The sequence below is a fragment of the Kitasatospora sp. NBC_00039 genome (assembly GCF_045160625.1).
Taxonomy (GTDB): Bacteria; Actinomycetota; Actinomycetes; order Streptomycetales; family Streptomycetaceae; genus Kitasatospora.
This window is the reverse complement of record NZ_CP108289.1, coordinates 4,955,728-4,977,464: the sequence shown is the minus strand read 5'-3', so window position 1 is coordinate 4,977,464 and position 21,737 is coordinate 4,955,728. Positions and strand designations below refer to the sequence as shown.

Here is a 21,737-nt window from a genome sequence, read left to right as displayed (position 1 = left end):
TGGCCCCGAAGCCTTACGAACGACGGGGAAATCATGTCCGGCTCGCACTACTTCACCGGTGCACCCGAGGTCGCCAGCGAGCGCCGTCCGATCACGGTCACCCTGCCGGACCTCACCCTGGAACTGACCACCGACGCCGGGGTGTTCTCCCGCAACCGGCTGGATCCGGGCACCCGGGTCCTGCTGGAGCACGCCCCGCCGCCGCGGGTCCGCGGCCCGATCCTGGACGTCGGCTGCGGCTACGGCCCGATCACCCTGACCTGGGCGAGCCGGCGCAAGCGGCTGCCGGTCTGGGGCGTGGACGTGAACACCCGCGCGCTGGAGCTGGTCCGGCTGAACGCGGAGTCGCTCGGGCTGGGCAATGTGCAGGCGTCGCTGCCGGAGGACGTCCCCGAGGACCTGCGGTTCGCGGCGATCTACTCCAACCCGCCGATCCGGATCGGCAAGGCCGCCCTGCGCCGGCTGCTGCACCAGTGGCTCGGCCGGCTGACCCCGGACGGCTCGGCGTTCCTGGTGGTGCAGAAGAACCTGGGCTCGGACTCGCTGCAGAAGTGGCTGAACGACCAGGGCTACCCGACCGGCCGGGTCACCTCGGTCAACGGGTTCCGGATTCTGGAAGCGCGGCCCCGCCCCGAGGGTGCGGGCCCCGAGAGTGGACGAGGTACGACGTCGTGAAGCAGCTCCGCGGGACCGAACTGAAGCGGCTGCACCGCCAGTGGAGGCGCAGCAACGAGTACCGGCTCGCGCTGATCCTGGAGAACCTCCAGTCGCCCTTCAACGTCGGCTCGGTGGTCCGGACCGCCGCCGCGATGGGCGCCGAGAAGCTGTACCTGACCGGCGACACCCCGTCGGTGCGGTCGTCCGGCGCGCAGAAGGCCGCGATGGGCACCGACAAGTACCTCAAGGTGGAGCACTTCCCCACCGTGGCCGAGGCGGTCGCCTCCGCCAAGGCGGACGGCTTCAAGGTGGTCGGCCTGGAGCTGGCGGACGAGGCGGTGCCGATGTTCGCCGCCGAGCTGACCCCGGCGGTCGCCTTCGTGCTGGGCCACGAGGACCGCGGGATCACCCCCGACGCGCTGGCCCTCTGCGACCAGGTGGTCTTCGTCCCGCAGCTGGGCCGGGTCGGCTCGCTGAACGTCTCCGCCGCCGCGACGGTGGCCTGCTACGAGGCGCGCCGCCAGGGGTACGCGATCAGCGGTACCCCGGACGGCAGCGACGCGGGCGGCCTGGACCTCGACGACGAGTGACCCTCCGGGGTGCGTGACCCCCGGGGCGGGAGGTGCCGACCGGCCCCTCCCGCCTGCCGGGCTCAGACCTCGACCAGCACCTTGCCCCGGTTGGCCTCGCGGTCCACGTAGAGGCTGCGGTAGGCCTGCGGGATCGCGTCGAAGCCCTTGTGCACGGTCTGGTGGTAGCGGATCTCGCCGCGCCGGACCAGCCCGCCGAGGTCCGCGTGCATCGCGGCCAGCTCCGGCTCGTTGAACCACTCCTGGGCGAAGATCCCGCGGATCGTGGTGCGCGGGAACATGATGTACGGCAGCAGCCGGGGCCCGGTCAGCTCGCCGTTCACCGTGGTCGCCCACTGCCAGCAGACGGCGACCTGGCTGTTCACGTTGAGCATGGTGAACACCGCGTCGGTGACCGTCCCGCCGAGGTTGTCGAAGTAGCGGTCGATGCCGTCGGGGGCGGCGAACAGCAGCGCCTCGCGGACCGTCCCGGCGTCGTCGGCCTGGTCGTACAGCACCACCTCGTCGAAGCCGAGCTCCTTCAGGTACGCGGCCTTGCCCGGCGAGGCGGTGGTGCCGACCACCCGGCCGGCGCCCGCGCGCCTGGCCAGCTGGCCGACCAGGGTGCCGATCGAGCCGGACGCGCCACTGATCACCACGGTGTCGCCGGGGCGCACGGTCATGAACTTGGTGAGCGTTCCCCAGGCCGTCATCCCGGGCGCGCCCATGATGCCGAGCCCCGTGGAGACGGGCAGCTCATCGTCGTACCAGGCCGGGTCGAGCCGCCGGTAGGCCGGGAAGACCATCGGGAAGACGCCGGTCTTCCACACCTCCTCGGCGCCGTTGTGGACGACGTGGCTGCGCCAGCCGCCGAAGCCCTGGACGAGGTCCCCGACCCGGAACGCCGCCTCCGGCCCGGCCTCCAGCACCTCCATGATCGAGTCGCCGCCCATGTGGTCGCCGATCGGCGTCTCCAGCGCGAGGCCGCTCTGGTACGGGTCGACCGAGACGTACCTCGTCCGGAAGAGCATCTCGTCCGGACGGAGGCCGATCTCGACGTCCTCGACCACCTTCCGGTAGATCCGGTTGACGTCCGGCACCCCTTCGAGGTGCTCGCAGACCACCCATTTCTCGATCTTCATGCCAGGGTCCCTGTCGGTACGGTGCTGGTGGACGGGATCTCCTCGGCCGGTCCGGCCTGTTCTTGCGGCGGCCGGCCGACCGGGAGGATCAGATGGGTGGGCGGCGGCGCGCTCAGGTCGATGTCGGCGGTGAACTCCACGCCGTCGTCGCGGCAGATGAACTGCATGACGTGCCGGCCGGCGGCGGCCGCCCGGATCAGGCCGCCGATGGTGGCCCAGACGCCGGAGAGGTAGAAGTTCCCCAGCCCGGGCAGCACCGGGCCGTTCTTCTTGATCTCCTGCTCGACGGTCTCGCTGCCCTCCACGAACGGGTTCCAGCCCGGGAAGGTGCCGTCGTAGACGCCCGTGTAGCGGACCTGGGTGAGCGGAGTGGAGACGTCGGCGACGGCGACCGCGTCCTTGAAGCCGGGGAACCGCTCGTCCAGGAAGGAGACGATGCCGTTGCGCACCCTCCGCTTGGCCGCCATGTACTCCCGGCCGTGCTTCACCGGCAGGGTGTGCAGCTCCTCGCCGCGCCGCACCCGGGAGGACTGCTCCGGGCCCTCGCGCAGCTCCCGCCAGGGGCCGATGTCGGAGAAGTAGGTGGCGAACACCACGGTGGACTCCTTGGGCGCCAGCTCCGGGTAGTGCCGGGTGCGGAACTGCACGTTCATGCTGGGGCAGCGGATGCCGGTCAGCCCGGCCGTCTCCCGCTCGCCCAGCAGGTAGGTGGTGCAGGGCTCCCCCTCCGGGAAGGGCCGGCGCAGCCCGAGGAAGAGGGAGACATACCCGGGCGACAGCTGGCCCGGCTCGTCGATCAGCGAGGTGTAGAGCCTGCGGTAGGTGTCGTTCAGGTAGCGGCCCTTGAGCAGCTTCATCACGGTGGTGTGGCCGTCGGCGGCGGAGACCACGATGTCGGCCCGGTAATCCCGGCCGTCGCTGAGCCGCACGCCCACCGCCCGGTCGTCCTCGACCAGGATCTCCTCGACCTTGGCGTTGTAGGTGATCTCGCCGCCGAGCTTCCGGTACCGCTGCTCGACCGACCGGGCCAGGGCGAGCGAGCCGCCCTCCGGCACCCCGGCGGCGTGGTTGGCGTGCGAGGCGAGCTGGAAGTAGAACGGCAGCACCGGGAAGGCCGGGTGCTTCTCGTAGAGGATGAAGTTGAACGCCTCCCGCAGCAGCGGCTCCCGGAACCGCTGCGAGTAGTCCGCCATCAGCACGGTGATCGACTTGCGGATGGTGTTGAAGTACGGGAGGAACGAGGCCAGCATCCGCCAGCGCTCGACCCGGCCCATCAGGCCGACCGGTTTGAGGAACGGGTAGACGGCCAGCGCCTTGCGGAAGGTCCGGATGCCGTTGCAGAACTCCCGGATCGGGGCCGCGTCGGCCGGGGAGATGCCCAGCAGATGGGCCTCCAGCCGGTCCGGGTCGGAGTAGAAGTAGACCGCCCGGCCGTCCCGGCCGCGGACGACGTTGAACGCGTCGAAGTGCCGCATCTCCTTGCCCTGGAGGGCGCCGAGCTCCAGCCAGATCTGGTACATCTCGTTGCCCGGGCCGTTGCCGAGCAACCAGCTGATGCACCAGTCGAAGGTGAAGTCGCTGCGGTCCCAGCCGGTGCAGGAGCCGCCGGGGATCTCGTGCATCTCGAAGATCTGGGTGCCGTACCCGTTCATCCTGGCGTAGCAGCCGGTGGAGAGGCCGCCGAGGCCGCCGCCGATGATGATCATCGACTCCCGGCGTCCTGTCGCTGTATCCCGTGCCAATTCACTGGCCTTCCTCGTCGCTCCTGGCATTTCCTGACGCTCCGTCATTGCGTCGCCGCCTCGCCGCGTCACCGCCCCGCCGTCTCGCCGCGTCACCACGTCACCGCTCCACGGCCCCGCCGCGTCACCACGTCACCGGGAGCGCCTGCAGGCCGTTGACCATGGCGTCCGCCTTCCAGTGCAGTTCGCCCTCGGGAACGGCCAGCCGCAGGCCGGGCAGCCGGTGCAGCACCGTCTCGATGGCCACCTGGAGCTCCAGCCGGGCCAGGTGCGCGCCGATGCAGTAGTGGACGCCGTGTCCGAAGCCGATGTGCGGGTTGCCCGGGCGGTCCAGCACCAGGCGCTCCGGCTCCTCGAAGACCTCCGGGTCGCGGTTGGCGGCGGCGGTGGCGATCATCACCGCGTCGCCGGCCCGGATGGTCACCCCGCCCAGCTCGACGTCGGCCGTGGCGTACCGGGGCAGGCTGAAGCCGGTGAGCAGCGGGACGTACCTCATCAGCTCCTCGACGGCCTTCGGGATCAGCTCCGGCCGCTCCTGAAGGCGGCGCAACTCCTCCGGGTTGACCAGGAGTTGGTAGAAGAAGTTGCCGATCTGGTTGGTGGTGGAGACGAAGCCGGCGATCAGGAGGTCGCAGGCGATCGAGAGCAGCTCCTCCTCGGTGATCAGGCCCTGCTCGCGGCAGGCCCGGACGAGGACGGTCAGCAGGTCCTCGCCCGGCTCGCGGCCGCGCAGGTCCAGCACCCCGGCCATGTACTCGATGAACGCCTGCCCCTCGACGGAGAGCACCTCGCCGGGGGTGACGGCGGAGAGCACCGTCTCGGCCCAGTGCCAGAGCATCCGGTGGTCCTCGGCGGGGATGCCGAGAACCTCGCAGATGATGGTGGTGGGCATCGGGATGGCGAAGTCCTCGACCAGGTCGGCCGGCCGGCCGGCGGCCACCATGGCGTCCACCAGCTCCCCGGCCAGCTCGCCGGCCCTGGCGCGCAGGCGCTCGACCCGGCGGGCACTGAACTCCCGTGCCACCAGCGAGCGCAGCCGGGTGTGCTCGGGCGGCTCGGTGGAGAAGAGGCCGGCGCCGGTGCGGGCGACCGGGCGCATCCGGGGCTGGTCCCGTCCCATCCCCGCGGCGAGACTGAAGCGCGGGTCGGCGAGCACCGCGCGCACGTCCTCGAAGCGGGTGACCAGCCAGGCGCCGTCGCCGAACGGCAGCCGGATCCGGGCCAGCGGGCGGCCGCGCAACTCGGCGTACCTCGGGTGGAGTTCGAGCCCGAGCGGTTCGAAGGGGTAGGCCAGCGGCCGGTGCTGCCGGAGCATGAGGCGGTCCGTCTCTCGTGGGGGGCTGCTGGGGGCCGGCAGGCGGGTGCCGGCGGTCTCGGAGCCCGCGGCTCCGGGACTCACGTCTTCGGGACTCGGAGCTTCGGGGCTCAGGACTCCGGGCCGCACCGCCTCGGGCCGCAGGGCCTCGGCACGGGGGGCCTCGGAGCGCACGGCTCCGGGGCGCAGGGCCTCGGCACGGGGGGCCTCAGGACGCATGGGCGGCACCTCCGGCGAGGATGTCCCTGGCCAGCCCGGCGTTGCGGGCGATGTACTCGTGGTCGAGCATCTCGGCGTGGGTGCCGAAGCCCCGGAACACCGCCGTCCCGGTCGCCGAGCTGCCGTGCCAGGCGCCGCGCTCCCCGGCCGCGTAGAGGGCCACCTTGGCGTCGTCCGAGATCACGCTGACCGGCGCGGTGATCACCCCGAGGTTGGGCGTCCGGCTGCAGAACTGCAGGTACTCCCGGGCCTGTTCGCGGGTCTCCTGGGCGACGATGTCCGAGCCGGTGTGCCGCTGGAGGTGCTCGGCGAGCTCGCGCTCGAAGGCCTGGACGTGCTCGTCGCCGAGGGTGAAGGACTCCGGGATCCGGTGCGAGTCCACGATCACCACATTGGGCACCGCCCGGCCGCGCCGCTCCAGCTCCTTGGCCACCTCGAAGGCGAGGTTCCCGCCGAGCGAGTAGCCGAGCAGGGCGCAGGGCCCGTCCGGCTGGATGGTCTCGATCAGGTCGGCGTACCGGTCGACCTTGTCGTCGCCCGCGACGTAGTTGAAGGCGACCATCCGGTACTCCGGCAGGTGCGCGGCGAACTGCCGGTAGACCAGGCCGTGGCCGCCGGCCGGCGGGAAGCAGAAGACGGTCTGCTGCTGCTCCTGGTTGAACCAGAGGTACGGCTGGGCGCCCTCGATCCGGCCGGTGATGATGTGCTCCACCGTCCTGGCCATCCCGTGCAGGGTGGTGACCTTGAACAGCCGGCCGACCGGGATGCCGATGTTGAACTCGCTCTGCAGGCCGTGGATCAGCTCGATCAGCTTGATCGAGCTGCCGCCGCACTCGAAGAAGTCGTGCTGGAGGCCGGGCTCCTCGATCCCGAGCAGCGCCCGCCAGTGCTCCGCCATCCGGACCTCGTAGAGGGTGACCGGCGGTTCGGCGGCCTGCTCGGCGGCGACCGCCCGGGGGGCGGGCAGCGCGGAGACGTCCACCTTGCCGTTGGCGGTGAGCGGCAGCGCGGGCAGCTCGGTGAAGTGGGCGGGGATCATGAAGGTCGGCAGGTAGCCGGCCAGGTGGCGGCGGAGCTCGCGGCGGTCCAGCGTCCGGCCGGGGGCGGGCACGCAGTAGGCGCAGAGCACGTTCTCGCCGCTCCCGTCCGGCCGGACGGTGACCACCGCACGGTCCACCTCGGGCCATTCGGTGAGCTGGGTCTCGATCTCGCCGAGCTCGATCCGGTGGCCGCGCACCTTGATCTGGGAGTCGGCCCGGCCGAGCAGGTGCACCCCGCCGGCGGCGTCCCAGCGGGCGAGGTCCCCGGTGCGGTAGAGCCGGACCGGTTCGGTGCCGTCCTCCCCGCCGACGGGCAGGGTGACGAAGCGCCGGGCGGTCTGCTCATCGTCGCCGGCGTAGCCGAGCGCCACCCCGGAGCCGCCGATCCACAGCTCCCCCGGCACGCCGGGCGGGACGGGGCGGCCGTGCCGGTCCAGCAGGTAGAAGGCGCTGTTCGGGAACGGCCGGCCGATCGGGACCATCCGGCTGGGCTCCAGGCCGTCGGCCGGGCCCTCGAAGTACGCGCTGTCGATGGTGGCCTCCGTGAGGCCATAGGAGTTGACCAGCCTCGTCTGCGGGCCGCAGAGGGCGTGCAGCCGCTGGTACTCCTCCACCTTCCAGACGTCCGAGCCGACGACCAGCAGCCGCATGAAGTCCAGCCGCAGGCCCGACCGTTCGCAGTGGGCGATCACCGTCCGCACCACCGCCGGGACGAACTCGCCGGCGTCCACCCGCTCGGTGCGCATCACCTCGTAGAGGCGGGCGGTGTTGAACAGCAGCTCGCGGCCGACCAGCACCAGCGTGCCGCCCGAGCAGAGCGCGCGGACGACGTCCCCGGTGAAGACGTCGAAGGAGGTGCTGGCCATCTGGAGGTGGACCCTGGCCGCGCTCTCCAGCCGGTACTCGGTGCGCCAGGCCTGGTAGGCCGAGGCGAGGTTGCGGTGGGAGACCTGCACCGCCTTCGGGCGGCCGGTGGAGCCGGAGGTGTAGATGACGTACGCGGGGGCGTCGAGGTCGGCCGGCGCGTCCTCGAACTCCTCGAACTCCTCGTCCGGCCGGCCGAGTTCGGAGGGGCTCACGACCCGCACCGGCAGCCCGGCGAGCCGCTCCGGGTCGCCGATCAGCAGCCCGGCGCCGGCGTGCCCCACCATGTAGGCCAGCCGGTCGGCCGGGTGGCCCGGGTCGAGCGGCAGGTAGGCGGCGCCGGTGCGGAGGACGGCCAGCAGGGCGGTGATCAGCTCCGGCGACTTCTCCAGGCAGAGCGCCACCACCGTGCCCGGCCCGGCCCCGAGCGCCCGCAGCCGGGCGGCCGCCCGCCGGGAGCGCTCGGCCAGCTCGCCGTAGCCCAGCCGGGCGGTCGGCCCGGACTCCGCCGGGGCGGCGACGGCGGGCGCCGCCGGATCGGCCGCGGCGGCCCGCAGGATCAGCTCGTGCACCGGCTCCTCGTGCGCCACCCGCCGGTCGGCCCCGCTCCACTGCCGGAGGACCATGGCGCGCTCCTCCCGGCCGAGCGGCTCCAGCCCGGTGGCCGGGCGGTCGGGGCCGGCCACCGTCAGCGCCTCCAGCAGGTTGACGTAGTGCCCGGCGAGGCGGGCTGTCGTCTCCGGCAGGAAGAGGTCGGTGTTGTACTTGAGGACGCAGTGGAAGCGGCGCTCCGCCTCGTCCTCGTAGGCGGACAGGGTGAGGTCGAACTGCCCCTCCTCCTCGGGGAGTTCGATGTACTCCAGGTGGTAGCCGTACTTCTCGGTGGCCACCTTGTGGTGGAGCAGGATGAACATCGCCTGGAAGACCGCCGAGCGGCTCGGGTCGTGCTGGAGTCCGAGCTTCTCCACCAGCAGCACGAACGGGTACTCCTGGTTGTCCAGCCCGCCCAGCACCGTGGTGCGGACCTGCGCCAGCAGCTCGGCCACCGTGGGCGCGCCGGCCAGTGAGACGTGCAGCGGCAGCGGGTTGACGAAGTAGCCGTAGACGCCGGCGAACTCCTCGTCGGTGCGGCCGGTCACCGGGCTGCCGACGATGATGTCGTCCTGGCCCGAGTAGGCGTGCAGCAGCAGGTAGTAGGCGCTGAGCAGCACCATGAAGACGGTGACGTTGTGCTCCCGGGCGAGCGCGTGCACCCGGGCGCTCAGCTCCTCGTCCAGGACGAAGAACTCGGAGGCGCCGTTGTGCGTCTGCACCGCCGGGCGCGGCTTGTCGGTGGGCAGGCCGAGGACCGGCACCTCGGCGGGCAGGTGCGAGCGCCAGTAGTCGAGCATCCGCGGCGCTTCGCGGCCGGCCAGGAACTCGTTCTGCCGGTTGAGGAAGTCCAGGTAGCGGGCGCCGACCGGGGGCAGCCCGGGCGCCCGGCCCTGCCGCAGCCCCTCGTAGACGGCGAGCAGCTCCTCGATGAAGGTGAAGGTGGAGATCGCGTCCGAGATGATGTGGTGGACGGCCTTCATGATCACCCACCGGGCCGGGCCGCGCCGGAACAGCCGGAACCGCACCAGCGGATCCCGCTCCAGGTCGTACGGCTTGCGGTACTCCCGGACGATCAGGTCGTGGACCTCGGGCCAGGCCAGGCCCTCGACGTCGACGACACCGAAGTCCGGCTCGGCCGCGGCGCGGACGCGCTGGACGGCCCGGCCGCCGTCCAGCACGAAGTTGGCCCGCAGGCTGGGGTGGCGCTCGACCATCGCCCGGAAGGCGGCCGCCATCAGCTCGGGCTCCAGCTCCACCCGGACCTCGACCGCGCCGCCGATGTTGTAGGCGAAGCCGTCCGGGTTGAGCTGCTTGAGGAACCAGAGCGCCTTCTGGTTCTGCGTCAGCGGGTGGCTCGACTCGTCCTCGTACCGGACGATCCCGGCCCCGGCCGCGCTCGTGCCGTCCTCCTCGATCAGCTCGGCGAGGCCGGCGTGCAGCCGGTCGACCAGCTCGGCCACCGGTGCGTCGGAGAGCAGCGCCACCACCGGGAGGGCGGTGCCGAGTTCGGTGTTGAGCCGGGCCCGCAGCTCCATCGCGAGGAGCGAGTCCAGGCCGAGGCCGCTCAGGCCGGTGGTCGGCCCGATCTGCTCGGCGGGCACCCGCAGCACCGCGGCGGCCAGCACGGTGAACCGCGCGGTGAGCAGCGCCCGGCGCTCCTCCTCCCCGGCCGCCCGCAGCGCGTCCAGCAGGCTGCTCTGCCGCGGCGCCGGGGCGCTCTCCCGGGCGGCGGCGGCCAGATCGGCGACCAGCGGCGGCGGGGCCGGGTACCAGGAGAGGAAGACCGGCCAGTCGACCACGGTCGCGACCAGCAGCTGCGCGCGGTCCTGGCCGAGCACCCGCTCCAGCACGGCCATGCCGGCCTCGGGCGCGAGCGAGCTCATGCCGCGGCTGTTGCGGTAGTGGTCGATCAGGCCGAGCTCCTCGATCATGCCGGTGGCCCAGGGGCCCCAGTCGAGGCTGAGCGCGGGCAGGCCGAGCGCCCGGCGGTGGTGCGCCAGCGCGTCCAGGAAGGCGTTCCCCGCGGCGTAGTTGGTCTGGCCGGCGGTGGTCAGCAGCGAGGCGATCGAGGCGAACAGCACGAAGTGGTCGAGCGGCTCGTCGGCGAGCCGGCGGTGCAGGGCGAAGGCGCCCAGCACCTTGGGGCCGTGGACGGCGTCGAACACCTCGCGGTCCAGCTCCGGCACCAGGGTGTCGCGGACCTGCCCGGCCAGGTGGAAGACGCCCCGGATCGGCGGCGACTCCAGCGCCCGGTACTCGGCCAGCCAGGCGGCCAGCGCCGCTTCGTCGGTGACGTCCAGCGGCACCGGGACGGGCAGGGCGCCGAGCGCCTCCAGCTCGCGCAGGAAGGCGGCGTTGCGGCCGGCCGGGCTCTCCGGGTCGAGACCGCGCCACTGCTCGCGCGGCGGCAGCGGGCTGCGGCCTACCAGGATCAGCCGGCGGGCGCCGCGGCGTACCAGCGTGCGGCAGAGCAGCCGGCCGAGCGCGCCGAACGCGCCCGTCACCAGGTAGGCACCGTCCGGGCGCAGGCTCGGCGGCAGCGGTCGGGTCAGGCCCTCGGCGGGGCGCAGCCGGCTGGTCAGCCGGCGGCCGGGCCGCAGCGCGATCTCGTCCTCGTCGGCGATCCCGAACTCGCGCAGCAGCGCGGCCGCCTCGTCGGCGGGCGGGCCGGCCGGGCCGAGGTCGACGAGCTTGCCGGGGTGGCCGGGCAGCTCCTGGTGGCGCAGCACCCGGCCGACGCCCCAGGCGGGGGCGCCGAGCGGCTCGACCGGCTCGCCGGGGGCGGTGGCCTGGGCGGTGCGGGTGACGATGTGCAGCCGGGCCTCGGGGAGTTCGGCGGGCAGCACGGTGGCCAGCGCGATCAGGCTGTACGCGCCGGCGCCGGTGTGGCCGGCCACGGCGGCGTGGTCGGCGCCGGCCAGCGCGGGCCGGTCGAGGTTCCAGAGGTGCACGACGGCGGCCGGGTCGGGGGCTCCCCCGGCCCGGCGGTCGGCCAGCAGCCGGCGGAGGTCCTCGGCGGAGCCGGGCTCGACGGTGGCCGCCCGCCCGTCGGCGGCGGGGCGGTAGCCGGGGCCGGGGCGGACCAGCGTGCAGCTGCCGCCGCGGGCGGTGATCCGGGCGGCCAGCTCCTCGGCCACGCCCTGGGTGTCGGCGAACACCAGCCAGTGGTCGGGGTGTTCGGCCAGCAGGTCGGGGGTGCCAGGCTCGTCCGGCAGCTCCGTCCAGGCGGGCTCGGCGAGCCAGCCGTCGATGGTGGCGAGGCCGACGGCGGTGGCGGCCTTCTCCACGTCGGCGGCCCGAAAGCCGGTGATCCCGCCGAGCGGCACGCCGTCCTCGTCGTAGACGGCGATGTCGCCGACCAGTTCGTCCCCGCCGTCGCGGGTGACGGTGGCGTGCACCCAGAGCGGGCGCTCGCCGACGGCGTCCAGCCGGACTTCGTCGATCGCCAGCGGCAGCTTGATGCCGGTGCCGGCCGGGCCGTCCACCAGCAGCTGGGGCGTCAGCAGGGTCTGGAAGAAGGCGTCCATCAGCACCGGGTGCACCTGGTGCCCGGCGCCCTGCCCGGCGATCGCCGCCGTCGGCCGGACGGCGGCCAGCGCCTCGCCGGGGCCGATCCAGACCTCGTGGATGCCCTGGAAGGCCGGGCCGTAGTGGTAGCCCAGCCCGGCCAGGGCGGTGTAGCAGTCGGGGCCGGCAAGGTGCCGGGCGGCGCGGTCGCGGACGGCGTCGGCGTCCAGCCGGTGGCCGGGGCGGCGGCGCTGCCCGGGGCGGACGCTGCCGGCGGCGTGGACGGTGCGCTCCTGCCCGTCGCCGCGGCCGGTGGTGCTGATGGTGAAGGTGCCGTTCTCGGCGGAGAGGGTGAGCCGGACGGCGCGGCTCTCGTCGTCGGGCAGGAAGAGCGCCTTGCGCAGCTCGATGCCGGCCAGCGCGGCGTCGGTGCCGCCGGTCAGCGCGCGGACCGCCTGGACGGCCATCTCCAGGTAGCCGGCGGCGGGGAAGAGCACCTGGCCCTGGATCCGGTGGTCCCCCAGGTACGGCAGCGCCTCGGCGTCCGGCCGGGCCTCCCAGGCCGGTTCGGCGCCGTCGAGACGGCGGCCCAGCAGCGGGTGGTCCAGCCGGCCCTGCCGGACCTGCTCGACCGGCCGGGGCTCCACCCAGTGCCGCTCCCGCTTGAAGGGGTAGCGCGGCAGCGGGACGGGCCGCCCGGCGGGCTGGAGCACCGACCAGTCGACCTCGACCCCGAGGTTGTGCAGGGCTGCCAGTGAGGCGGTGAAGGCGGCCTGCTCGTCCTCCTGGCGGCGGATCGAGGCCAGGGTGCGGACCTCGGGGCGGTCGGCGTCGCCGGGGCGGGCCGCCACCGTCTCCTGGATCGAGCGGCCGAGCACCGGGTGCGGCCCGATCTCCAGGAAGAGGCTGAACCCGTCGTCGGCGAGCCGCTCCACCGCCTGCTGGAAGCGGACGCTGTCGCGAACGTTGCGCCACCAGTAGGCGGCGTCCAGCTCGGTGCCGTACGCGGTGCCCTCCTGGCCGGTCAGGTAGAGCGGCACCCGGGCGGGGCGGGCCTTGAGGTCGGCCAGCGACTCCAGCAGCTCGTCCTTGATCAGCTCCATCCGGGCGCTGTGGTACGGCACCTCGACGGTCAGCGGGCGGGCGAAGACCTGCTCGGCGGTGAGTGCGGCGGCCAGCTCCTCCAGCACCGTCTCGTCCCCCGCGAGGGTGAGCGAGCCCGGACTGTTGACCGCGGCCACCGAGACCGCGTCGCCGTACGGTCGGAGCCGGCGGAGCGCCTCGGCCTCGGAGAGCGCGACGGCCAGCATGCCGCCGGTGCCGGCCAGCTTCTGCTGGAGCCGGCTGCGGTGCACCACCACCTTGACCGCGTCGGCCAGGTCGTAGACGCCGGCCTCGTGGAAGGCGGCGACCTCGCCGGTGGAGTGGCCGACGATCGCGTCCGGGCGGACGCCGCGGCTGCGCCAGAGCGCGGCCAGGCCGACCTGGACGGCGAAGTTGGCGGGCTGGGCGAGCCAGGTCTCGGACATCCGGGAGTGCGCCTCGTCCGCGGCCAGCTCCTCGGTCAGGGACCAGCCGGTCAGCTCGGCGAGGTGCTCGGCGCAGGCCTCGACGGCCTCCCGGTAGACCGGCTCGGTCGTGAACAGCTGCCGGCCCATCGCCCACCACTGCGGGCCCATGCCGGTGAAGACCCAGGCCAGCCTGCGGTGCCGGGCCTCACGGCGCCGGCCGGTCAGCACCCTCGGGTGCGGCTCGCCGCTCAGGTAGGCGGCGAGCGCCTCGTCCAGCGACTCCCGCGAGTCGTACACCACGGAGAGCCGGGCGTCGAGGTGCTGGCGGCGGTGGGCCAGGGTGTGGCCGAGGTCGGCCGGCCGGGCCGGGGTGCCGCCGCGGACGCCGGCCAGCTCGCCCTGGATGCCGGCGGCCAGCTCGGGCAGCGCCGCCGCGTCCCGGGCGGTGAGCGGCAGGACGGTGTACCCGCCCGGCCGCCGCCCCGCCGGGGCGTTCTCCGGTGCGGCCTCGGAGGCGGCAGGGGCAGGGGCGGGGGCGGCTTCCAGCAGGACGTGGGCGTTGGTCCCGCCGAAGCCGAAGGAGTTGACGCCGGCCCGGGCCGGGCCCTCGTGCGCAGGCCAGGGGGTCGGCTCGGTCGGGATCCGGTACGGCAGCGTGGCCGGGTCGATCGCCGGGTTCAGCCGGTCCAGGTTGATGTGCGGCGGGATCAGCCGGTGCTTCAGCGCCAGCGCGGACTTGATCAGCCCGGCCAGACCGGAGGCGGACTCGGTGTGCCCGATGTTGGTCTTGACCGAGCCGACGTAGCAGGCGTCGCCGGGGCGGCGGCCGATCGCCAGCGCCCGGGCCAGCGCGTTCGCCTCGATCGGGTCGCCGACCGGGGTGGAGGTGCCGTGCGCCTCGACGTACTGCAGGCTGCCGGGCGTGATCCCGGCCTCGGCGCAGACCCGCTCGATCAACGTGACCTGGGCGTCCGGGTTGGGCACGGTGATGCCGTTGGTGCGGCCGTCCTGGTTGACCCCGCTGCCGATGATGACGGCATGGATCGGGTCGCCGTCGCGCCGGGCGTCGGAGAGCCGTTTGAGCGCGACCACGGCGACGCCCTCGGCGCGCACGTAGCCGTCCGCCGAGGCGTCGAAGGTGCGCGAACGGCCCTCCGGGGAGAGGAAGCCGCCCTTGGTCTCGGCGATCGTGTACTGCGGCGCGATGTGCAGGAGGGTGCCGCCGGCCAGCGCGAGGTCGGTCTCGCCGCGCAACAGGCTCTGGGTGGCGAGGTGGACGGCGACCAGGGAGGAACTGCAGGCGGTGTCGAGCGAGACGCTGGGGCCGCGGAAGTCGAAGCAGTGCGAGATCCGGTTCGACACCATCGTCATCATCGTGCCGGTGGCCGTGTGCGCGGCCAGGGTCTCGAAGGAGAGATCCGAGAACTGCACGATCTTGTAGTCCAGCGTGAACGCTCCGACGTAGACGCCGACTTCACGCCCAGCCAGCTCGGCCGGCTTCTGCCCGCCGTCCTCCAGCGCCTCCCAGGCCACCTCCAGCAGCTTCCGCTGCTGCGGGTCCATGTGGTCGGCCTCGCGGCCGCTGATCCCGAAGAACGCCGGGTCGAACTCGTCGAAGCCGTCGATGTAGCCGCCCCGGCCGCCCACCAGCCGGCCCGGTTTGGCCTTGTCCCGGCTGCTCAGGGAGGCCACGTCGTACCGGCTGCGCGGGGTCGGGGTGAGGCAGTCCTTGCCGTCGACCAGGTTCTGCCAGAACGACCGGTGGTCGTTGGCGCCGCCCGGCAGCCGGCAGCCGATGCCGATGATCGCGATCCGCTCCGGGCCGTCGGCATCGGCGGCGGTGGCAGGGGTGGCGGTGGCGGCAGTGGCGGCGGCGGCCGCAGGGGTGGAGGGGGCCAGGGAGTCGGCTGGGGAATCGGCTGGGGAGTCGGCCGGGGAATCAGAGGGATCGGGGACGGCGGCGAGGCGTGAATCCGTCATGGTCGAGTCCTTGTGTCGCTGCGTTCGCCCGGACGGCACGGGCGTGGGAGGCCGTGCGGGCATGGGGACGGCGGCCGTGGCCGGCTCCGGGCATGGCGGAGCCGGGCCGGCCTGAGAGACGGGCGGGCCGGTAGGGAGGGGCAGGCCGGAGGGACGGGCCGATGGAGGGACTGGGCCGATGGAGGCAGGCCGATAGGGACGGGCCGGTAGGGGACAGACCGGAGATCGGGGAGGGCGCGGACGGGTGGACTTCGGCGTGGGCCGCCGGGACAGCGGGCGGTCAGGCCGGGGAGTCGTCGGCCCGGACCGGCCGCACCGGCCGCCGCCAGGCCCGGAGATGACTGGCGATCACCTCGTCCGTCCGGGGGAACTCGGACGGACGATGCAGCCCCACCGCGGCCGGCCGGCGGCCCGGTAGCCAGGTGAAGCTGCCGAACGCGTGGTCCCAGACGGAGAGGTCGGAGCCGTAGTGCCCGGCCTCCGCCACGTCGACGCTGTGGTGCAGCCGGTGCTGCTCCGGGCCCGCGAAGACGTGGTTGAGAACACCGAGCCGGACGTCGACATTGGCGTGCACGAAATAGCCCTGGGCGACCACGAACAGGCCCACCACGAAAACCGACTCCGCCGAGAAACCCGCCAGCGCGAGCGAGAGCTGGACGGTGCCCTGCGTGACCAGCACGTCGACGATGTGGTTGACCCCGTTGTTGGCGACGTTGACCTTCCCGGGCACGTGGTGCACCCCGTGCAGCCGCCAGAGCCATGGGTTGCTGTGGCTCCAACGGTGCATCAGGTAGTTGGCCAGCGAGCCGAGCAGCAGCGCCGCCGGGATCTCCGCCCAGAGCGGCAGCGTCGGGTGGGGCGGCGCCAGCCACCCCACCGCGGCCGTCACCGGCAGCTGCGCCAGCGCCCCGCCGATCATCGTCAGAACGAAGTAGACGCCGCACCAACCCCATTCACCGAGGCTCGGCCGCCATGCAGGTTCGTACGGAATCAACCATTCCAGAGCCGTCAGACAGCCGATGGTGCCGAGCAGGAAGACCTGGCTCGTACGCCCGAGATCCCACCGCCAGCGCAGGGCCGCGACCGATATCGACACCACGGTGACCAGCAGGGTCGGATAGGCGACATGACGCAGCACGGCGCGCAGCTTCCCAGTCACGACTACCCCCTTCGCGGCCCAGCACCGACCGATCACCAAAAGCAATCATTCCGATACTAACGGTGCCCGGACGGCCATGCGAGGGATTTTAGAGAAGAATCACAAGCGTCAAAATTTGTCGGATAATAAGTAGACAAACTATCGGCCAGAGTGGCGCAGAATCCGAGCAAATACCTTTGATCATCGGATGAGCAGCCCAGCCCGTTTGACGCTCCGGATCACCGGCGCCGTCTCCAGCGCGCCGACCCCGTCCAGGCCACCCAGCCGGTCCGTCAGATAGCCGTAGAACGCCTCGATGTCCCGGCAGACCAGACCCGCCACCAGATTGGTCGGCCCGGTGGTCGCGGCGGCGAAGCCCACCTCGGGGTGGTCCGCCACCGCCTGGGCCACGGCCGTCAGGCGGCCGGGAGCCACCGTCAGCCAGCAGAACGCCTCGATATCGAAGCCGAGCCGCCGGGGCTCCACGTCCACGTCGAAATAGAGCAGTCCCGACCGGGTCAGCGCGGCCAGCCGGCGCCGAACCGTCGCCTCCGACCCCCCGGTCCGGGCCGCCAGTTCGGCGAGCGGCGTCCGCCCGTCCTCCGCCAGCGCCGCCAGCAGACCTCGGTCCAGTTCGTCCGGCACCACCGGCGCGCCCGGAACCTCCGAGGCCTCCGCGCCCTCCCCGTCCGCGGCCCGCGAGGCGCACCGCAGCCGGGCCACCTGCGCGGAGGTCAGCGCCGAGGTGCGCCCGCTCCACGCCGCCGTCCCGCCGACGAAGGTCCGCAACAGGTAGTGCGCGCTGACCGAGAGCACCCGGGGTGTCCGCGGCAGCTTGCCCAGCAGCAGCTCCTCACGGTCCGGCCGGGCCGGGGAGCGGGTGTTGCAGACGATCTCACCGCCGCCCGAGAGCAGGCTCACCCAGGACGTCTCCGGCCGGCGGGCCAGCGCCTCCGCGATCGCCGCCGCCGCGTCCGGTACGCAGCGGACCCGGGTCAGCCAGTCGACCTCGCCGAGCATCCGGGCCCTGGTCCGCCCCACCACCCGCAGGACGCCGTCGGCGCGCAGCCGGTGGTAACGGCGGGCCACCGTCTGGTCGGACACCCCGAGGACCTCGGCGATCCGCCGGTACGGCGCCCGGCCGTCCACGTGCAGGGCGTGCAGCAGCGCGCGGTCCAGATCGTCCAGCGTCACGATTTCCACCAGCAGGACGGTACCCGGTGTCGAGATCCGTCGGATCCGCACCGGTATCCGGCGCAGCATCCCACCCCGGGCCCAGAGTGGCGGAGCCCCGGCCTCCCTGGCCGGGCAACGGAACGAGGAGTACGGGGATGCGGAAGTGGTGGCCGCTGGTCGCGGTCAGCCTGGGGGTCTTCATGCTGCTGACCGACGTCAGCATCGTGATCGTGGCGCTGCCCGGCATGGGCACCGCACTGGGCATGGACTTCGCCGGCCTGCAGTGGGTGCTGGACGGCTACGCGCTCGCGCTGGCCGCCCTGATGCTCGGCCTCGGCGCGCTGGCCGACCGGCACGGGCGCCGCCGGGTCTACACCACCGGACTGGTCGTCTTCGCGCTGGCCTCGCTGGCCTGCGGACTGGCCCCGAACGGCCCGGTGCTGATCGCCGCCCGGGTGGTCCAAGCGGCCGGCGGAGCGGCGATGTTCGCCACCGCGATGGCCCTGCTCAACCTCGCCTACCGGGGCCGCGACCGCGCCGTCGCGTTCGGGGTCTGGGGCGCCGTCAGCGGTGCCGCGGCCGCCATCGGGCCGATCGCCGGCGGGGTGCTGACGGAGTACCTGGGCTGGCGGTCGATCTTCCTGGTCAACCTGCCGATCAGCGTCGCCGCCGTCGCACTCACCCTGCGCACCCTGCCGGAGTCCCGCGACCCCACCGCCCGCCGGACCGACCTGCCCGGCGCCGCCGCCTTCACCGTCGCGGCCGGTGCGCTCGTCCTGGTGCTGGTCCGGGGCGGCGCCGACGGCTGGACCTCGACGCCGGTCCTCGCCCTCGCCGCGCTCGCCGTCGCCGCCCTCGCCGCGTTCCTGCTGATCGAGGCACGCAGCCCGCACCCGCTGCTGGACCTCGCACTGTTCCGCCGCCCGACCTTCACCGGCGTGCTGCTCTGCGGCCTGGTCTACTCCGCCGCCGCGTTCTCCTACCTCCCCTACACCTCGCTCTGGCTGCAGGCGGTGCTCGGCCAGGGCCCGCTGGCCGCCGGGCTCACCATGCTGCCGATGAGCGCCGTCGCCTTCGTCGTCTCCGCCGTGGCCGGCCGCCGGCTGGCCACCCTGCCGGCCGCGATCCCGCTCGGCGGCGGCCTCGCCGTGATCGGCGCCGGCGCCCTCCTCCAGTGCACCCTGGACGGCTCCTCAGGGTGGACGGCCCTGCTGCTTGGCCTCGCCCTGACCGGCCTCGGCGTGGGCGCGGTCAGCCCCGTCCTGGCCGCAAGCGCGATGTCCGCCGTCCCGCCCGAGCGCGGTGGCATGGCCGGCGGCGCCCTCAACACCTTCCGCCAGCTGGGCCAGGCCCTCGGCATCGCCGTCTTCGGCCTGATCCTGGACGACGGGCTGCGCACCACCCTGGCCGGCCGCCCCGGCGTCCCCGACCCGGCCGCCGCCGCCCGCGCCCTGAGCACCGGCCAGACCCCGGCCGGCACCCCGGAGTCCCTGATCCGGACGGCCTTCGCCACCGCACTGGACCACACCATGCTCGTCGCGGCCCTCACCGCACTGGCAGGCGCGGCCGTGGTCGCCGCCCTGCTGCGGCCCACCGCGAACCGTCCGACCACCCCTCCCCCGCCGGCCGACCCGGAACCGGCCCCCAGGCACCACCAGGCGGCCTGAAGCCCCACTCATTGCAGACCCAAGCCCCCGCCGCGACGGCCCGAGCCGCCCCCGGCGCACACCACGAGCGCCAAAAGGCCCGGTCGGTGAACCGACCGGGCCTTCAACTCCTGAACGGCCTATGGGATTCGAACCCATGACCTACGCATTACGAGCCCGAGAGTGATCACGTTGACTGGTGTCGACATCGATCACCTGGTGATGAACCTGCAGGTCAGAGCGTTTCCCCGTGATCCACGATCTCGCCCGAACCCGGCACGTGCTGCCCCGTCCGCTCACGCACCGCTCACGCAGCTCGGCTCCAGCACAGTCAGCCGTGAGCAGTCGACGGCACAACGCCTGGGCCGCCGCCGAGCAAACGTTTGAGTCGAAGCATGCGGTCCGACCAGTGTCGATGGGGGCGGCCCGGTTAAGACTGACTGCCTTCCTCCGGTTCCTGTTCCGTGTCCAGCCGCCGCCACAGACGTTCCGCGATCTCCACCAAGGTCCCCTCCCCCGGGACCCGCCACTGCTTGGGCCCTTGGACGGCACTCCACTGCTCCCGCCACTCAGCCTGCTGCCAGATGTGGTTTACCAGTCCACTCGGCGAGTATCGCCGGCCGTCCGCCTCCCAGAGGATCGGTGCCTTGCGGTCGTTGAGCCAACTGGCCCGGCGGCGGCGCGGGTCCTGGTCGAGCCAGGCACCGATGGCCCGCTCTTCCGTGTCGCTGGCTGCATACGCCAACGGGGTACCGTCAGGGATGAGGTCATGGTCCACGAGAAGATGAATTGTCGGCGGACGCTTCGGACGCTTCTTGCTGGCTGCTGTCACGAACGCCGATAGATCAGGGGTGCCGCTCCCTGCGTCGAGCGTCAGCAAGACCGCCTGGACCAGCTGCTTGGACTTCTCCTCGCTGGCAAAGGTACTGGTGATATAGCTCTTGCTGGTGAAGAGCTTGTCGACCATGTCGATCAGGCAGGCCAGGACACTCCGCACCTGGTCGGGCACGCGCCGCAGTATCGTGTCCCAGTCACTGTCGGGCTCTTCAATCGCCTCGCTGCCGATGCGCTGGAACACCACATGGGCGGCCAGCAGCGCCCCGCTGTCCGCGATGGACGCCGCCCTCCCTGACAGTGTCGACCGGAGCTTCGTCAGCTCGTCTCGGATTTCCCGCAGGACCTGCACGGAACGCCAGATCTGGTGGGCGCTCGGTTGTTGCCCGAAGAGACGGGTATAGGCGCCGTCAGCGCCTTCCTTCCACAGAGCCTCGGTCGATCCCTTCACCCGGACTGCGAAGGTCGGATCCCGATAGGCACAGGCGAGGGCGGTGGCCGCTTCGGTGACCGAGCAGCCGGATTCGGGCGCCGGGTCCATCTCCCCGCGCCGAAATACGTACTCTCTGTCGAGGGAGAGCTTGAAGTCTTTCTGGATTTCACTCTGGACCGAGTCAATGGCGATGAAGTCCCGCCGCTCCATGTGGTTCTGAGTGTTGGTGGCCTTGGTAATGCTCTGCGCGAATCCCTCTGGCGCCCCATGGATCGAGACGATCCGTACGGAGACATAGGCTTCCGCCACCGCGTCGGGATCCTTCTCGAAGGCCCGGTTCGCTGACGTGACGGTCTGCGCCCCGTTCACGACACTTGCGTTGCGGAGGGTCAGGGAGATAGGCGCGCCGGTCGCGCGCTTCGCAAAGAACTCCCGCTCGATGGTGTCACACTGCACCGTGATGCCGTTGTGCCGGTAGAGGAAGCCGTCAGGATCCTCCAACATGCTGTCGACCAGGGTCTTATTGACTCCGGTGAGCCCGAGCGACTTGCGGACGTTCCGGTCATAGAGACGCTCACCGTTGTCCGCGTACCACTGGGCAAGCTCCGCGGCACTCACCTCACCAACGATAGCCGTGTACGGAGTTTCGCGGTCGTGCCAACCCTCGGTCATCTTCGCGGTGAGTGTGATCGGCTCCGGTTCCAGATCTTCCCGGATGGCCCGGTGGAAGTCAGCCTGATCCACCACTCTGTATTCGACAGTGCGGCCGAGACCACCGAATTCGCGGGCCGCCTCATCCAGTATGGCGCGCGTCTCGAGCGAGAGCCGGCCGTCCCCCATGAGGGCGATGACCAGGTGCACCTTGCAGGTGGGTCACGCGCGGGATGTCGAGGTCCGGGTTCTCCTCGAAGACCTCGGCCGCGAAGGCTGCCTTCTCGAACCACGGCGCGGCGGGGAGGGGGTGCCTCGCCTGGGCCTGCAGGAGCTTCGATGCGACGGCGGCCGCCGTACTGATGACCTGGTAGCTGACCTGACCGTCCCGCCCGGCATCGGCCAGCGCCTCCTCGTGCAGCGAGGTGTCGCCGATGGCGCGCTCGACGACGAAGTAGCGCCCGTCCTCCGAGCCGCTGTCGACGATCTCCGGCACCGGGTAGCCGAGGTTGGCGGCCAGCTGCTGGAACTCGGTCTCCGCCCGCAGGTCCTCACCACCGGTCCGCTTGTAGAGCAGGCCGTCGGTCGACTTCCACACCGCACCTTCGGTGGCGGTTCTGTTCTTCACGAACTCCCAGTCACTCATCCATCCATCCTTCCGTAGAGCCGAGTTGGGGTGAGGCAGATGCAGCTGTGTCGCGTGGGGTTGGGCCGGCCAC

11 protein-coding genes are annotated in these 21,737 nt (G+C 72.5%); 3 read left to right on the top strand and 8 right to left on the bottom strand.

The features are described 5' to 3' along the window. The first annotated feature begins 33 nt into the window (after positions 1–33). Positions 34–675 (top strand): class I SAM-dependent methyltransferase, encoded by a 642-nt coding sequence (locus tag OG286_RS22035; RefSeq protein WP_396322017.1) that lies wholly within the window; start codon positions 34–36, stop codon positions 673–675. Further along, on the top strand, positions 672–1,247 hold the full coding sequence (locus OG286_RS22030; protein ID WP_396322018.1) for a TrmH family RNA methyltransferase: 576 nt from the start codon (positions 672–674) through the stop codon (positions 1,245–1,247). Before OG286_RS22035 ends, OG286_RS22030 begins: the two co-directional genes overlap by 4 nt. 62 nt (positions 1,248–1,309) lie before the next feature. On the opposite strand, the gene OG286_RS22025 is transcribed toward OG286_RS22030, so the two are convergent. From OG286_RS22025 to OG286_RS22000, 6 genes are all read right to left on the bottom strand, one after another. Then, positions 1,310–2,368, bottom strand: coding sequence for an MDR family NADP-dependent oxidoreductase (locus OG286_RS22025; RefSeq protein WP_405360333.1), 1,059 nt, complete (start codon positions 2,366–2,368; stop codon positions 1,310–1,312). Continuing rightward, entirely contained in the window at positions 2,365–4,074 is a 1,710-nt protein-coding gene (locus tag OG286_RS22020) for a phytoene desaturase family protein (protein ID WP_396322020.1), read from the bottom strand. Before OG286_RS22020 ends, OG286_RS22025 begins: the two co-directional genes overlap by 4 nt. A 160-nt stretch (positions 4,075–4,234) precedes the next feature. Then, complete coding sequence (locus tag OG286_RS22015; protein WP_405365714.1) at positions 4,235–5,425, bottom strand: cytochrome P450; 1,191 nt, start codon at positions 5,423–5,425, stop codon at positions 4,235–4,237. Positions 5,426–5,633: 208 nt separating this feature from the next. Continuing rightward, a complete protein-coding gene (locus tag OG286_RS22010; RefSeq protein ID WP_405360337.1) occupies positions 5,634–15,140 on the bottom strand; it encodes an amino acid adenylation domain-containing protein in 9,507 nt (3,168 codons plus the stop codon). A gap of 280 nt (positions 15,141–15,420) precedes the next feature. Next, positions 15,421–16,299, bottom strand: coding sequence for a sterol desaturase family protein (locus OG286_RS22005; RefSeq protein WP_405360339.1), 879 nt, complete (start codon positions 16,297–16,299; stop codon positions 15,421–15,423). Between the two features lie 180 nt (positions 16,300–16,479). After that, positions 16,480–17,481 (bottom strand): Lrp/AsnC family transcriptional regulator, encoded by a 1,002-nt coding sequence (locus OG286_RS22000; protein WP_405360341.1) that lies wholly within the window; start codon positions 17,479–17,481, stop codon positions 16,480–16,482. Between the two features lie 128 nt (positions 17,482–17,609). Between OG286_RS22000 and OG286_RS21995 the strand changes: the two genes are divergently transcribed. After that, the gene (locus OG286_RS21995; RefSeq protein WP_396322025.1) at positions 17,610–19,121 is read left to right on the top strand and encodes an MFS transporter; all 1,512 of its coding nucleotides are present in this window, start codon (positions 17,610–17,612) and stop codon (positions 19,119–19,121) included. 409 nt (positions 19,122–19,530) lie between these two features. On the opposite strand, the gene OG286_RS21990 is transcribed toward OG286_RS21995, so the two are convergent. Further along, on the bottom strand, positions 19,531–21,228 hold the full coding sequence (locus OG286_RS21990; protein WP_405365713.1) for an AIPR family protein: 1,698 nt from the start codon (positions 21,226–21,228) through the stop codon (positions 19,531–19,533). After that, a complete protein-coding gene (locus tag OG286_RS21985; RefSeq protein ID WP_405365712.1) occupies positions 21,161–21,664 on the bottom strand; it encodes a hypothetical protein in 504 nt (167 codons plus the stop codon). Before OG286_RS21985 ends, OG286_RS21990 begins: the two co-directional genes overlap by 68 nt. Positions 21,665–21,737 lie beyond the last annotated feature (73 nt).